Raw genomic sequence first — 15,488 nt, forward strand, 5'->3', positions numbered from 1 at the left:
GCTTTTGCTTGGCACCGCTGCGGAGCGGTAGTTCAGTTGGTTAGAATACCGGCCTGTCACGCCGGGGGTCGCGGGTTCGAGCCCCGTCCGCTCCGCCAAAAATTCCAAAAAGCCTGATAGATTTCGATCTGTCAGGCTTTTTTCATTACTGCTGCAAAACCCATGGCAGGCTTTTATAAAGGCCTGCCTTTCCAGGCACGCCGCAACCCAGCGCCCCGAGTCAAACCATGGTCGCGCTCCGCTCCTCCAAGGCCACCCCGTCCATCGGGCTCTCCTACCGGTACCATGCCCCCCCTGATAGTCCCAGCCCCCTTTCCAGGAAATGAGGCGTAGCCCAGGGCTCGCCAGTTGCAAGCGAGCTGCCTGCGCAGGCCTGTGGCTTGCTAGTGCTCTTGCATTGCTCCCTATTCAAATCAGCAATTGCCTTGCTCCTGCTCTCCAGGGAAGTTAATGTATTGCATTATCGTTACTTCAATATTCAAGAGTCATGCCTGTCAGCACCCTGGGCCAGCGTGGTCCGACCGAACACCATCGCCGCGAACAGATCATCGAGCAGGCCAACAGGCATTTCCGGCTCTATGGTTATCGCAAAACCTCGGTCGCGAGTCTGGCCAAATCAATCGGTGTCTCCAGCGCTTACCTGTATCGCTTCTTCGACTCCAAGCAGGCTATCGGCCAGGCCATTTGCCACTCGGTGCTGCATGGCATGCATCAGCAGCTGCAGCAGATTGTCGACAGTGACCTCCCTCCCATCGAGCGGCTGCGCCACTTTATCGAAACCGCCTGCCAGCTAAGCCTGGAGCTGTTCCTGCAAGAAGGACGCATGCAGGAAGTCGTGATCGAGGCCCTGCAAAACAACTGGCCCACTGTCGATCAGCACAGGCAGGATCTGCTGGCACAAATCACGGCACTGGTACGCGCAGGCCGGGAAAGCGGAGACTTCGAGCGGCGTACCCCGCTGGACGAAGTGGTTCAGGGCATTTTGTTTGCGCTCACAGCCTGTCTGCATCCCGTGCTGCTGGAGATACATCCGGCCGAAAAAACGCGTCAGGGTTTGCTGGTGGTAACTCCCCTGATTTTGCGCAGCCTGATGCCCTGACCTACCTCCCGAGTTACAGTTCAACCAACTATTTACTTACCCGGAGTCCTGCATGGCTCTCTTTCGCTCTCTTAGTCCTGTATTGAGTTTGTCCACCGCCCTGGTTCTCATGGGGTGCAGCCAGCAGACCCAGGAGGCTGACCCGCGCACCCAGGCGCCCTTGGTGATTCAAAGCATGGTTCAAGCCAAGGCGGATCAGCAACGGCGCTTTCTGGGACTGGTCAGCGCACGAATCGAAAGCCCACTGGCCTTCCGGGTGGGCGGCAAAATTGACACACGCCATGTCCAAAACGGTGAACATGTGAAAAAGGGGCAGCTCCTCATGACGCTGGACCCCAAGGACCTGCAGTTGGATCACCGCGCCCGTCTGGCCGCCGTACAAGCTGCCCAGGCTCAGGCCGAACAGGCCGAATCGGATTACAAGCGCCTGTCTTTGCTGGTCGACCAGGGGGGCGTCTCTCGTCAGGCCCACGAACAAAGCAGACAGGCGTTGCGCAGCGCTCAGGCCAATCTCAAGTCCGCCCAGGCACAGGCCGAAATCGCACGGAATGCCGATCAGTACAGCGCCCTAAAGGCAGATGCGGATGGCATTATCACTGCGCAGATGGGTGACGTTGGCCAGGTTGTCAGTCCCGGCCAGGCCGTGCTACGTCTGGCTCAGGACGGCCCGCGAGAGGTGATCGTCAGCCTGCCTGAGCAATGGGATATTCCGCTGGGCACCCGCGCCACGATCGAGCTGACCGACTCCCAGCAAAGCCTGCCCGCCCGATTGCGCGAACTGGCCCAGTCCTCGGACCCGGCCACGCGCAGCTATCAGGCCCGCTTCTCCTTTGACGATGAAAACATCAGCGCCCGCCTGGGTTCCAGCGCCATCGTGCACCTGACACCCCCGGAGGCGGATGCCTTGAACCAGGTTCCCCTCACCGCGCTTTACGATCCAGGCAAAGGCCCGGGCGTGTGGGTCATCGACGCTCAGAACACCGTGCATTGGCAGGCAGTGACTATCGCCAAGCTGGCCCAGGAACACGCCTACCTTTCCGATGGGCCCGATGCGGGCACCCCTATCGTGGCGCTGGGCGCCAATCTCTTGCACGAAGGCCAGGAAGTGCGCCCTGAAACACGCGAGGCCAAGCCATGACAGGCCGCTTCAATCTTTCCGCGCTGGCCGTGCGCGAACGGGCCATCACGCTATTTCTGATCATCGCCCTGGCGGCGTCCGGCATCTACTCCTTCGTCAAACTGGGTCGGGCAGAAGACCCGGCGTTTACCGTCAAAGTTCTTACCGTTACCACCCTGTGGCCCGGTGCCACGGCCCAGGAAATGCAGGATCTGGTGGCCGAGCCCCTGGAAAAACGCATGCAGGAGCTGCGCTGGTTTGACAAAGTGGAGACTGTCACCCGTCCCGGCACTGCCCTGATGGTGGTGACCTTGAAGGACACCATGCCCCCGGCCGATGTCCAGAGCGAGTTCTACCAGTTACGTAAAAAGCTCCAGGATCAGGCGCCCAGTCTGCCCCAGGGCGTACAGGGCCCTTTCGTCAATGACGAGTATTCGGATGTGTCGTTCAGCCTGTTCGCGCTGCAGGCCCCTGGTTTGCCGCCCCGCCTGCTGACCCGGGAAGCGGAGAAGGTACGCAGCCAGTTGCTGCAAGTGCCCGGCGTCAAGAAGGTCAACATCCTGGGGGAGCAAAGCGAACGTATTTTCATCGATCTGGACGAGACCAAGCTGCACAATTTGCAACTCAATCCCCAACAGATCCTGCAGGCCCTGTCGCAGCGCAGCGCCATGACCCCCAGTGGCGCCATCAGTACCGACGGGCCACGGATTCATCTGCGCCTCAGTGCGGGACTGGATAATGTTCAGGCGATCAGCGACACCTATATTTATGTTCAGGGTCACGCGCTGCGTCTGGGCGATATTGCCACCATCAGCCGGGGCTACGAGGACCCGCCCAGCTTCGAGATTCATCATAATGCGCAGTTTGCCATGCTGCTGGATGTGGTCATGCAAGAAGGCTATAACGGCCTGTACCTGGGCAAAGATCTCGAGAAAGCGCGCGAAGAGATTGCTGCCGCCCTGCCTTTGGGATTCTCGCTGGAGACCGTGACCAACCAATCGGTGAATATTGCCTCGGCGGTGGGCGAGTTCATGTTCAAGTTCTTCGCCGCGCTCAGTGTGGTGCTGCTGGTGTGTCTGATCAGCATGGGCTGGCGGGTGGGGATCGTCGTGGCCGCTGCCGTCCCCCTGACACTAGCCATGGTGTTTGTCATCATGATGATGACGGGCAAGGTCTTTGACCGAGTCACACTGGGCGCGCTGATTATCTCGCTGGGCCTGCTGGTGGACGATGCCATTATTGCCATCGAGATCATGATCGTGAAGATGGAAGAAGGCATGGACCGCCTGAAGGCCGCCGCCTACGCCTGGAATCATACGGCAGCCCCGATGCTCTCTGGCACGCTGGTGACCATTATTGGCTTTCTGCCCGTCGGGTTTGCCCGCTCCTCTGCCGGAGAGTATGCAGGCAACATCTTCTGGATTCTGGCAGCCGCCCTGTTGACTTCCTGGGTGGTCGCCGTGGCGTTCACGCCTTATATGGGCGTGAAGCTCTTGCCCGCCATTGCGGCCCGCCCAGGGGGCCATCAAGCCATTTACGACACGCCCAACTATATGCGCCTGCGGCGCATGATCGCCTGGTCCGTACACCATAAGTTTCTGGTGGCCGGTATTGTGGTGGGGGCCTTCATATTGGCGGTGGTGGGCATGGGTTTCGTCAAACAGCAGTTTTTCCCCACGTCCGATCGGCCTGAACTGCTGGTGGAGGTGCAGTTGCCCGAAGGCAGCAGCATCCAGTCCACTCAGGCCGTCACCCGCAAAGTGGAAAGCTGGCTGCGCGAGCAGCCTGAAACACGACTGGTCACCAGCTATGCCGGACAGGGTGCGCCACGCTTTTTTCTGTCCTACAACCCGGAACTGCCGGACCCTTCGTTTGCCCGTCTGGTCGTCCTGACGGCGGATCATCACGACCGCGATGCCTTGCTGCAGCGCTTTCGTCAGGTGGTGGCCGATGGTCTGACTCCCGAGGCACGGGTTCGCGCCACCCAACTGGTATTTGGCCCCTCCACCAAGTATCCGGTCGAGTTTCTGGTTCGGGGCCCCGAACTGGACAGGTTGCGCGACATTTCGGAACAGGCCATGGCCATCATGCGAGCCGACCCGGACATGCGTCAGGTCAACGTGGACTGGGGCGCACGCGTGCCCGTGTTGAAGCTGGATATAGACCCGCAACGCCTGCAAGCCCTGGGCTTGAACCGCCAGCGTCTGGCCGAGCAAATTCAGCTGCAACTCGATGGTACGACAGTGGCGGAATACCGTGAGGACCTGCGCAATGTCCTGGTCATCGCCCGCAGCTCGGCGATCAACCGGCATGACCCCACCCGACTGTCTGGCCTGACCGTCACCAACGACCAAGGCAAGAACCTGCCACTGGAACAGATTGGGAAACTGGAGATCATCCAGGAGGAGCCCAAGTTGGCTCGCCGCAATCGTTTACCCACCATGACCGTGCGCGGTGACATTGCTCCACACGTTCAGCCGGCAGAAGTGGCCAACCGGGTCATGGAGGCATTTGCTCCCCTGCAAGCCTCTCTGCCACCGGGCTATCTGATCGAGATGAGCGGGATTACCGCCGAGGCCAAGAAATCCAACGACGCTCTGTTGCCGGTCTTTCCGGTCATGATTGCGCTGATGCTCCTGGTCATCGTGATCCAGGTGCGTTCGCTCTCGAACATGATCATGGTATTTCTGACTGCCCCCTTGGGACTGATTGGCAGCGTGCCGGCCCTGCTGATCTTTCAGCAGCCCTTTGGCTTCACCGCCATTTTGGGGCTGATTGGTCTGGCCGGCATCCTGATGCGTAACACACTCATCCTGATCGAGCAGATCAAGACCAATCGCGCCGAAGGGGCCTCCCCCTATGATGCGGTGATTGAAGCTACCGTCCAGCGCGCCCGCCCGGTTATCTTGACGGCGCTGGCCGCCGTGCTGGCGTTTATCCCGCTATCGTTTTCCGTGTTCTGGGGATCCATGGCATTGACGCTGATCGGCGGCACAGCCATCGGCACCATCCTGACCCTTTTATTCTTGCCCAGCCTGTATGCCATCTGGAATCGCATCCAGGACCCACGGGTCGCATCCCTTGCTTGAAGGCTGAAACTGTGTAAATAATGGATGCATGGTCTGAAACAAGCTCCCCGCGCCCGGCAGATTTTTTCTCTGCCGGCTGCCTCCCATTAAAAATGGGCGCCTTTTGCCGGGGGTGGGCTTTAGCACAGAAACCATGCATCCCACTGCCTGTTTTGTGGGTCCAGAGAACAGAACGACGCAAGATAGCTTATGTCTACACAGAAAGACCTGCCCGCCGCCCTGTCTCACGCATTCGAGAAGGCGATCTACCGTGTACATAGCCCGCAGGGCGATATAGATGTGCGTATCGGCCAGTTCAACAGAACCTTAAATCAGTTACTGCAACAGGAAACCAGCCGTGGGGCGGCGATTTTGACCGCCTGCAATCCAGGCGCACAAATTTGCAGCCGTGCTTTTAACGACGCAGTCCAGGAAAGTTTGCTGCGTAGTTTGCAGAAACTGGACTTGCGCTGGTGGCCTGCAGTCAACCTGGACCCCAATGGTAAATGGCCAGATGAACCCAGCCTGCTGGTACTCGATATCAGCCTGCAACAAGCACGCTGGCAAGCGCGCCTGTTCAAGCAATTGGCTTTTGTCTACATCCCGCTCGATGGCAAGCCGGCCTTGCATGATGTGCAACAACGCCTGCCTGCGTCGAATCAGGCCCAGTTAAACAGCACCACCTCCCTCTAGACGCTGACGAAAACCGGGGGCAATGGCCGCCGCTTTGAGTTTTCCCCCGGGCAGAACCTTCGCCCACGCGCGCCACTCATGACCGCTGGCAACCTGTACCCCGTCCATATTGAAGACCTGGTATTCCATCTTGAAACGTCCCTCCTGCCATTGGACGACCCGCACCCCAATACGAATTTCCTGGTCATAAGTCACCGGCGCACGGAAATTGGCGCCCACATCCACCAGTGGTGTCACCGCGTCGTACTCACTTTGCAAAATACGCTGACTCAACCCCACTTGCCGCAGCCAGGCCTGATACGTGCTGTCAAACCAATAAAAATAATTGGGATAAAAAACAATCCCGGCCTCATCGCAGTCACCCCACTCCACGGTGATGCGGCGCTCGAACACATGCATGTTGATCCTTTGACAAATTTTCCCCTTAGTTTAGCGCGGATAAAAACCTCGAACCCTGGGCAATCAGCCTGTCAATCAGCCATTGAAACATTTTGCAAATATTTGGATGGAAACAATTTGCATCAACATAAATAATGAAAATTAGAAGAAATTAAGCGCATTTTCATTCAATTAACATGAAAGCAAGCCAGTCAGCCCGACAATGGCGCGCTATCGACAGGGCGGCAAAGTCGTCTTTCAGTGAGGGAGAACCTAGCATAGCCGCGTCACTGAATAAGGTAGCCTGCCATGTCTGTAAATACCCCCGCCCCCTGGACGATCCGTCGCATCATGGAGCTGTACGAGTTGCCTTTTATGGACCTTGTATTCCAGGCACAGACTGTCCATAGACAACACCACCCTGCCAATCAGATCCAGCTCTCCAGCCTTCTGTCCATCAAGACAGGCGCCTGTCCCGAGGACTGTTCCTATTGTCCACAGTCGTCCAAGTACCAGACCGAGCTGGAACCCGAACCCCTGATGCCTCTGGAGAAGGTGCTGGAAGCCGCGCGTGCGGCCCAGGCACAAGGAGCGCAACGCTTTTGCATGGGCGCTGCCTGGCGCTCCCCCACCGAAAAACAGCTGGATCAAGTCATTGATATGGTCAGCGCTGTCAAAGCCATGGGACTGGAAACCTGTGTCACCCTGGGCATGCTCAAAGAAGGCCAGGCCGAACGCCTTAAAGAGGCCGGACTGGACTACTACAACCACAATCTGGACACCTCGCCGGAATTCTACGGACAGATCATCAGCACACGCACCTACCAAGACCGGCTGGACACCTTGGAACGTGTCCGCGCAGCCGGATTGAACAGTTGTTGCGGCGGAATCATTGGCATGGGCGAGAGCCGGCGCGAGCGTGCCGGTCTGCTTGCTCAACTGGCCAATATGCGCCCCTACCCCGAGTCCGTGCCGATCAATCAACTGGTTAAAGTGCCCGGAACGCCTCTGGATCAGGTCGAGGACCTGGACCCTTTCGAGTTTGTGCGCACCATCGCCATTGCCCGCATCCTGATGCCCACCAGCGCCGTACGCCTGTCTGCCGGCCGCGAAACCATGGACGACAGCACCCAGGCACTGTGCTTTATGGCCGGAGCCAACTCGATTTTCTACGGCGAGCAATTGTTGACGACTGGCAATCCGCAGTTTGTGGCCGATCAGGATCTGTTTGCCCGACTGCAACTGGAAGCTGCCAAAACCACCTTGTCCGAACCACCTCTGTCCCTGGAACAGACCCGACCACGCGCCATGCTCGAGGCTCTCTGACATGCTGACCCTGTTCGCCAGTATTCTGTGTAGTGTTGCCGTTTCCATTTTGCTGAAGATCGCTCGCCAGCGGCAGATCGATGTGGCTCAGGCCATCATGGTCAACTACGGCGTAGCAGTCACCTTAAGCCTGGTACTGTTGCAACCCCATCCGAGCAGCCTGCTCAATCCAGCTACCCCGTGGTGGATTCTGATTGCGCTGGGCGTCCTGCTGCCCAGTGTCTTTCTGTTCATGGCGGCCGCCGTCCGACAGGCTGGCATCGTACTCAGTGACGCTGCCCAGCGACTGTCGCTGTTTCTACCCTTGTTGGCTGCTTTTCTTCTGTTTGGCGAACACATGGGCGGCCAGAAACTGCTGGGTATTGCCCTGGCCCTGACTGCCCTGCTGTGTTTGCTGATACGCCCCCGCTCGTCCAGCAGTCAGGAGCCGGGATCCGGGCACCCTGCCCTGATGCTGCTGGCGGTATGGTTAGGGTATGGCGTGATCGACATTCTGTTCAAGCAGCTCTCCAAAGCGGGCGCTGCCTTCTCCAGCAGCCTGGTTGTGTCCTTTTCCCTGGCGGGTGTGCTGATGTTGTGCTGGCTGTTGATCAAGCGCTGCCAATGGCACAAAGGTAGCCTGCTGGCCGGACTGGTACTGGGTTCACTGAATTTTGGGAATATTTTCTTTTATATTCGGGCCCATCAGCTCTTTCCCGAAAACCCGACTCTGGTGTTTTCTGCCATGAACATCGGCGTGATTGCGCTGGGAGCCCTCATTGGAGCCGGTTTCTTCAAAGAAAAGCTTAGTGCGCTCAATATCGTGGGTGTTGTCTTGGCCATAGGAGCCATCGTCGCGCTGATTCCCCGTTAAACAGCCCCCTGCCGGGCCAAGCCCATCGGGGCCCGGCAAACCGCACTATAAGAAAAGCCATATGATTGACATTTAAAGCGACGGGGCACGACTGCTTTTCATCTCCTGTAGATTAGAAAAAACAAATTCTACCGACGCTCACGTCGGAGACTACCCAGGAGACATCATCATGACCGGATTAACACGCCGCCAATTACTACTGGCCACCTGCGCTGCAGCGGGCACATTGGCCACGCCTTGGCTCAGCCGCCGCGTTCTGGCTGCCAGCAAACCGGTGGTCGCTGCCCTGTTCTGCGGCCACATCGATGACAACGGCTTCATGCAGGCGGGCTACCAAGGCTTTAAAAAAGCCATGGATCAGCTCGCTCTTAGCGGCCATTACAAAGACCAGGTTGCCAATGAAACCCAGGCGCAGATAGCCGCCTTGCGTGAACTGGCCACTCACTACAAACCTGACTTGCTGATCGCTCACGGAGGTCAGAATACCGACGCCGCACTGGCTGTCGCCAAGGAGTTTCCTGATATCCGCCTGGTGATCACCCAAGGAGCGGTTACCGCCAGCAATCTGAGCAGTTACGACGTTCGTCAGGAAGAGTCCGCCTGGCTGGCCGGTGCCTATGCAGCCCTGATGACGAAAACCGGCGTGGTGGCACACCAGTCCGGGATACGGGTGCCACCGGGCTTACGCGCCCGTGCGTCCTATGCGGCTGGCGTCAAGCACGCCAATCCGGAGGTGAAGCTGCTGACAAATTTCTCCGGCAATCAGGATGATATTGAGCTGGCCGCCCGCGTCACCCAGGCTCAGGCCAAAGCCGGAGCAGACATCATCTACACCATGCTGAACAAAGGACGTAGCGGCACAACGCAGGCCTGCCGTGAACTGGGCATCAAGCAAATCGGCAATGTGATTGACTGGGTGGCTCGCGAACCCGATGTGTTTATAGGTTCGGCCTGGGCGGATGTAGGCATTGGCGTTTTTCAAGCATGCAAGGACCTGAGCGAAAACAAGTTCGAGTCCGGCAAGATCTTTAAGGTGGGCTTGCAACAGCCTGATGCGGTACGGCTGATCATGGCTCCCGATACCCCGGATGTCGTGCGCCAGCGTATTGCAGCGCTGCAGCAGGACATTCTGAGCGGCAAGATTGAGGTTGAGGCCGAATTTAACGGGCCTGAATTCCAGATTTAAGATTCAGGCAGGCCTACAAAAACCCAGGCGTGGCCTGGGTTTTTTCATGAATGAATCATGCTTGAAAAGGCTACAACACCATGTCCGATTCTGGCGAGGGCTCAGGAACCCGGATCTGACGATGTACGCTTGCTCTCTGCGTCTTCGGTGTGTCCCGGGCTTCCCGTATCGATCTGCTTCCCAGAGCCATCCAAGTCTGCGGCGCTGCCCACGACGGGATCAACCCCCTTGTCTTTCTCTGTATGTGTCGCCCCTGCAGATTCATCCCCCTCCTTGCGCTCCATGGCCGTGCTTTCCATCGTTGCGGGCACCCGCTCTTGAACGGGCGGCAGATCCTCGAACACCGGGTCGTGCGACACGTCAGAGCTGATATCCACGCGTGGGTCCAGCGCCACGGCGGCTGCCGAGCTTTGCAAACTGTCGGGCATGGGCACAAAAGTGGTGGGAGCATCCTGGCTCAAGTGATCACCCAGTACCTTTTGCGGACGAACCAGCAAGACCAGCGACAAGCCACAGACCGCCACAAAGATGTAATACAGATTGCTGCCGATATAGGTCATCAGGCCACCGGCCAGCAGCGGCCCCACACAGGCCCCCAGCCCATACACCATATAAAGAATGGCACTAAGACCTACGCGCCGCTCCGGATCGACGTTGTCATTGGCAAACGCCGCCCCCAAGGGATACAGGGTAAATTGCAGCACCCCGAACATGGCCGAGAAGATCAGCAAAAACCAAAACGGCACCTCGAACCAGCCCCATAATGGAATGGCCAGGGCCAGCAAACAAATGGCATTGATGCGAATCAGCTTGACGCGGCTCATGCGATCCGCCAGCCAACCTACCGGCCATTGCGCCAGAACGCCCGCGGCCACCGACACCGCCACAAACAAGGCAGCCTGCTCACTACTTAAATGCACGCGCACAGCGTACACCGGTGCCAGACCATAAAAAGCACCCGTCAGCATACCGGCAACCAGCAACACCATCATGGACAGGGGCACTCGATCAACGTAATAGCGTGCATTGATCGGCGCTGGTACCTGCAAAGGCGGGTGACTGCGGCGGGTAATGGCCACGGGCACCAGACTGAAGGCCGAACAAATGGCCACAAATACCAAGGGCTCGTAATTCAAATGGGGAAACAGCGTGAGGGACAACTGTCCCAGCACCGTACCCAGGCTGGAAAACACCATGTAGATGGCAAAAATCGTACCGCGCTGGCTGTTGTCACTTTGCTCATTCAGCCAGCTTTCAATCCCCATAAACTGCACCACCATGGCCGCGCCCGCCAAAAAGCGCAGCAACAACCAGACGTACATGGAGTCGATCAGAATCTGAAGCAGCACACAAATGGTGACAATAGCCGCGCTGGCCGCATAGGCCCGAATATGGCCTACCCCCATGATGAGGCGATGTCCCATACGGGCGCCAAAAACCAGACCCAGGTAATACACGGCAATCAGGCCGCCGATCCACACCTCTGACACCGAGATGGCCGTCAGGCGCACCCCCATGAAGGTATTGAACAGGCCCGAGCTGAGCAAGAGCATCAGGGTCGCAAAATACAGGGACGAGAACGCACCCACCGATGTCAGCATTCACACATCCTAAAAAAACTGCAGAACCGCCCAGGCCATCGCGATCGTTCAGGTGTCGGCACCGATATCGCGACAGAAGCACGGTAAAAAAAAGCGCCAGCTTGCAGCCAGCGCTTTGTAAGCCTTCTCTCCCACGCCACGCCGGACTGGCGCGGGATCAGATACTTAAGACTGTACCTGTTTGAGCAGGGTGTCTGCATCCGTTGTGTGCAGGCCACCGTCGTTGTCAATGTTCAGCTGCGTGACAACGCCGTCGTCCAGCAAAGCAGAAAAACGCTTGGAACGAACGCCCAGACCTTTGGCGGTCAGGTCAAATTCCAGACCCAGTTTCTTGGTCCAGACCGCGCTGCCATCGGCCAGCAAACGAACTTTGCCATTGACGTTCAGGGACTTGCCCCAGGCGCCCATCACGAAAGGATCGTTTACCGCCACGCACCAGATCTCATCAACGCCAGCCGCCTTGAACGCCTCTGCCTTGGCGATAAAGCCAGGCAGGTGCTGCTCGGAGCAGGTGGGAGTGAACGCGCCTGGAACGGCAAACACGGCAATTTTCTTGCCTTTAACCAGATCAGCCACCTGAAAGTTATTGGGGCCCATAGGGCAGCTTTCCGTGGCGGTTTCAATGTACTCGCTAAGGGTCGCGTCTGGAACGCGCTCACCGACTGAAATGGACATAAGGTCTCCGTATGAATAAATACCGCCAGCATGGCGGCCCGAACAACCTATGATACTAATAGACTGGCCGCGCCAATAGGCAAATAATACTTATCAGTACGTTTCACTTGCCTACATGCCGGGGGAAACCCATTCAACAGAGCCCGGTCATGCAATAAGCGCAAGACGCCAGCAGCCGACGATTCTGACATCAGGCCGTTTCAACACACACCAAAGCAGCCGCTGCACAAAAACAATCTGCCCGCCTCCAAAACGCCCGCCCACAAAAAAGGCCGGGCTTGTCGCCCGGCCTTCAGGGTGATTCACGTTTTACACAGACGACATAACGCCATGCTGCCCCATTATGGGCTCACCCCGCCCTGACCGCGGATAGCAATCAGGACTCCTACAGCCATCCCATCATGCGGGGCAGCCAAAGCGTAATTTCCGGAATGAAGGTAATCATCAGCAGGAAGGCCAAACCGGTCAGCAACCAGGGCACCGTGGACTTGGTCACTTCGGTCAGCCCCAGCTTCGATATGCTGGAGGCCACATACAGATTCAAACCGACCGGCGGTGTCGCCAGCCCGATCTCCATATTCACCACCAGCATGATGCCAAAGTGAACCGGGTCCATGCCCAGCTTCATGGCAACCGGGAACAGGATGGGAGCCATAATCAAGATCAGACCCGAGGGCTCCATCACCATGCCGATCACCAGCAGCAAGACGTTCACAAACAGCAGGAACGCGATCAGGCCCATGCCCTGCGACACAATCCATTCGGCAATCGCCTGTGGAATCTGCTCGGAGGTCAGGATGAAGGCAAACATGACCGCATTGGTGATGATGTACAGCAGCATGGCGCTCATGGCTGCCGATTCCAGCACAATGCGTTTTACCTCACGCAGCTTCACATCCTTATAGACCCAGACGGCAATCACAAAGGCGTACACGGCACTGATGGCGGCCGCTTCGGTGGGGGTAAAGACACCGGAATAGATACCGCCCATCACAATGACGATCAGCATCAGGCCCCAGATGGAGTCCAGGAAGGCACGCCAGCGCTCTTTGTAGGAGGCACGCGGCATACGGGGGTAGTCCAGTTTCCAGGCACGGAACATGGTCGTTGCCCCCAGAAGGAATGCCAGGATCAAACCTGGAACCACGCCGGCAATAAACAACTGACCGATCGAAGCTGTGCCCACTTTGGCGCCGTCCGGACCTTCCACCATCATGCCACTGGTGGCCACGGCGTACATCACCATCACAATCGACGGTGGCAGCAAAATGCCCAGACCGCCCGACGTTGCCACAATCCCGGTACCAAACTGCGCCGGATAGCCTTGTTTGACCATGGCCGGAATCATGATGGAACCAATGGCCGCCACCGTCGCCGGCGACGAACCGCTGATGGATGCAAACAAGGCGCAGGCCAGCACGGCCGCCAGACCCATGCCACCGGGCATGTGCCCCACCAGGGAGGCGGCAAAACGAATCATGCGCTGGGCGACCCCGCCATGAGTCAGGAAACTGCCCGCCAAAATAAAGAACGGGATCGCCATGATCTCGAACTTTTCAATCCCGGTGAACAGCTTGAGCGCAATACTGTCCATCGGAACTTCGGTCATGGTGAACAGAAATCCCATCACCGTCAGGCCCAGGGCAATCGATACGGGCATGCCTGTCAGCAGCAGGACAGCCAGCATGGCAAAAATAATCAGGGCGGTCATGCGCGCGCTCCTTCAGATTCAGACAGACCGCGCTCTGTTTCAGCCACCAGATCCGCCACCGGCTCGTGATTGGGCAAATGCCCCGTCTGAATAAAGTTCATCAAGGCCTGCAGAAAGCGAAAGCACATCAGCAACGAGCCTGCCGGCACAGCCAGATACACAATCCACACGGGCACCTCCAGATCAGCCGACACCTGGGCCGTCTGGGCAATGCCATAGACAAAGCTGCCACCGATCCAGGCCACAATCGCGGTGAACAAAGCGCCCGACAACAGAGAAATCACCACCAGCAGATGACGCCAGCGCGGTCCCACCGCGTTCACCAACACGTCCACCCCCACGTGGATGCCAATGCGCACGCCATAAGCAGCGCCGAACTTGGCCATCCAGACGAACAGGTAAATGCACAGCTCCTGTGCCCAGAGCAGGTTGATGCCGGCCACGCTTCGATAGGTAGAACGAGCCATGGCCATGACGGACTCATAGCCCTGAGCCCGCGACCAGGCCACCAGGTCCGCCAACAGACTGACCGAGTAGCGCTGGCAGACCGCTACAAAAATAATCACTACGGCGGCCACCATCAGAAATGAAATGAACATTTCCTCAAAGCGGTCCAGAAATCGTAAAAACATGGGTAGCTCCAGACTACAGTTGGCCCGCCCGGAACCGGGCTGGCGCAAACAGAGAGCGGGAAGAAAGGAAGAACAGGTCTGAATCAGACCTGTATAAGACAATCAGATGACGCTGCTCTTATTCGGTGGCTTTATAGAAAGCGTCAATCACGTCCTGACCGATACGCGAAGCCATTTCCTTATGAACAGGGCGCAGTTGCTTGACCCATTGTTCGCGCTCCGCATCACTGAGCTGGTAGAACTGAGTCTTGCCGGACTCTTCCATGGCTTTCATGGAGTCGTTGTTCTCTTGCTCGGCAATGTCGTTGGCATACACCGTGGCCTCGCTCATGGCTTTTTCCATGCCTTGACGAATATCGTCAGGCAGGCCTTCCCAGAACTTCTTGTTCACGATCACGGCGTAACCCAGGTAGCCGTGGTTAGACACGGTGGCATGCTTTTGCACTTCGTGCATTTTCTGGGTGTACATGTTCGAAGGCGGATTCTCGGTGCCATCCACAACACCCGTTTGCAAGGCCTGGTAGACCTCGGAGAACGCCATCACCTGGGGGACGGCATCCAGTGCCTTGAACTGGGCTTCCAGCACCTTGGAGGACTGGATGCGCATTTTCAGGCCCAGAAAGTCATCCACGCTTTTCAGCGGGCTGTTGGCGCTCATGACCTTAAACCCGTTGTCCCAGTAAGCCAGGCCCTTGATGCCCTTGGGCTCCAGTTTGTCCAGCAGCATGCGGCCCACGGGCCCTTCGGTGACTTTGCGCAGATCGTTGCGGTCATTGAAGATGAATGGCAGGTCAAACACCTCAAATTCGCGCACACCCAAAGGACCAAACTTGGCCAGCGACGGTGCCAGCATGTGTACCGCGCCCAATTGCAGGGCTTCGAGCTCTTCCTTGTCTTTGTACAGTTGCGAGTTTGGGTAAACCTCGACAACCACCTTGCCCTCGGTGTACTTTTCGGCCAGTTCTTTAAAGCGCACGGCCCCCTTGCCCTTGGGCGTATCGGGCGATACGACGTGGCTGAACTTGATGATCAGGGGGTTGGCCATGGCGGGCGCGGACAGAAACACGGACGCCAGCACGCTGGCCACAAGGGTCTTTTTCATGGTTGCCTCCGGTCGGTGGGGAGCCGACACGTGTTATTGATTGATTT

Annotated in this window: 13 protein-coding genes and 1 tRNA gene; 8 read left to right on the top strand and 6 right to left on the bottom strand. The window is 57.7% G+C overall.

Annotated features, from left to right (window positions below):
• The first annotated feature begins 21 nt into the window (after positions 1-21).
• The 5 genes from V6936_RS10230 (at position 22) to V6936_RS10250 (ending at position 5,977) form a co-directional block, all read left to right on the top strand.
• Positions 22-98, top strand: a tRNA-Asp gene (locus V6936_RS10230).
• A 389-nt stretch (positions 99-487) separates the two neighbouring features.
• A complete protein-coding gene (locus tag V6936_RS10235) occupies positions 488-1,099 on the top strand; it encodes a TetR/AcrR family transcriptional regulator (protein WP_059318664.1) in 612 nt (203 codons plus the stop codon).
• A gap of 52 nt (positions 1,100-1,151) precedes the next feature.
• A complete protein-coding gene (locus V6936_RS10240; RefSeq protein ID WP_131071303.1) occupies positions 1,152-2,237 on the top strand; it encodes an efflux RND transporter periplasmic adaptor subunit in 1,086 nt (361 codons plus the stop codon).
• Positions 2,234-5,305, top strand: coding sequence for an efflux RND transporter permease subunit (locus V6936_RS10245; protein WP_301606746.1), 3,072 nt, complete (start codon positions 2,234-2,236; stop codon positions 5,303-5,305). Before V6936_RS10240 ends, V6936_RS10245 begins: the two co-directional genes overlap by 4 nt.
• Positions 5,306-5,494: 189 nt before the next feature.
• Entirely contained in the window at positions 5,495-5,977 is a 483-nt protein-coding gene (locus V6936_RS10250) for a DUF3293 domain-containing protein (protein WP_003803714.1), read from the top strand.
• Here V6936_RS10250 and V6936_RS10255 read toward each other — a convergent pair.
• A complete protein-coding gene (locus V6936_RS10255; protein ID WP_003803716.1) occupies positions 5,954-6,376 on the bottom strand; it encodes an acyl-CoA thioesterase in 423 nt (140 codons plus the stop codon). The genes V6936_RS10250 and V6936_RS10255 overlap by 24 nt on opposite strands.
• Before the next feature lie 288 nt (positions 6,377-6,664).
• On the opposite strand from V6936_RS10255, the gene bioB reads away from it, so the two are divergent.
• From bioB to V6936_RS10270, 3 genes are all read left to right on the top strand, one after another.
• Positions 6,665-7,681, top strand: coding sequence for a biotin synthase BioB (gene bioB / locus V6936_RS10260; RefSeq protein WP_003803719.1), 1,017 nt, complete (start codon positions 6,665-6,667; stop codon positions 7,679-7,681).
• 1 nt (position 7,682) lies between these two features.
• Entirely contained in the window at positions 7,683-8,534 is an 852-nt protein-coding gene (locus V6936_RS10265; protein ID WP_059318661.1) for an EamA family transporter, read from the top strand.
• A 169-nt stretch (positions 8,535-8,703) separates the two neighbouring features.
• Positions 8,704-9,720 (top strand): BMP family protein, encoded by a 1,017-nt coding sequence (locus tag V6936_RS10270; RefSeq protein ID WP_003803722.1) that lies wholly within the window; start codon positions 8,704-8,706, stop codon positions 9,718-9,720.
• A 101-nt stretch (positions 9,721-9,821) separates the two neighbouring features.
• Here the strand turns inward: V6936_RS10270 and V6936_RS10275 are convergent, their stop codons facing one another.
• From V6936_RS10275 to V6936_RS10295, 5 genes are all read right to left on the bottom strand, one after another.
• Entirely contained in the window at positions 9,822-11,321 is a 1,500-nt protein-coding gene (locus tag V6936_RS10275; RefSeq protein WP_301606741.1) for an MFS transporter, read from the bottom strand.
• 165 nt (positions 11,322-11,486) lie between these two features.
• The gene (locus V6936_RS10280) at positions 11,487-11,996 is read right to left on the bottom strand and encodes a peroxiredoxin (RefSeq protein ID WP_003803725.1); all 510 of its coding nucleotides are present in this window, start codon (positions 11,994-11,996) and stop codon (positions 11,487-11,489) included.
• A 385-nt stretch (positions 11,997-12,381) separates the two neighbouring features.
• Entirely contained in the window at positions 12,382-13,707 is a 1,326-nt protein-coding gene (locus V6936_RS10285) for a TRAP transporter large permease (protein WP_003803726.1), read from the bottom strand.
• On the bottom strand, positions 13,704-14,339 hold the full coding sequence (locus V6936_RS10290; RefSeq protein WP_003803728.1) for a TRAP transporter small permease: 636 nt from the start codon (positions 14,337-14,339) through the stop codon (positions 13,704-13,706). Before V6936_RS10290 ends, V6936_RS10285 begins: the two co-directional genes overlap by 4 nt.
• Before the next feature lie 118 nt (positions 14,340-14,457).
• Positions 14,458-15,441, bottom strand: a complete 984-nt coding sequence (locus V6936_RS10295) for a TRAP transporter substrate-binding protein (protein ID WP_003803732.1) — start codon at positions 15,439-15,441, stop codon at positions 14,458-14,460.
• Between the last annotated feature and the right edge of the window lie 47 nt (positions 15,442-15,488).

It is taken from the genome of Alcaligenes sp. CHO6 (assembly GCF_037120595.1).
In the GTDB taxonomy this organism is placed as follows: Bacteria; Pseudomonadota; Gammaproteobacteria; order Burkholderiales; family Burkholderiaceae_B; genus Alcaligenes; species Alcaligenes ammonioxydans.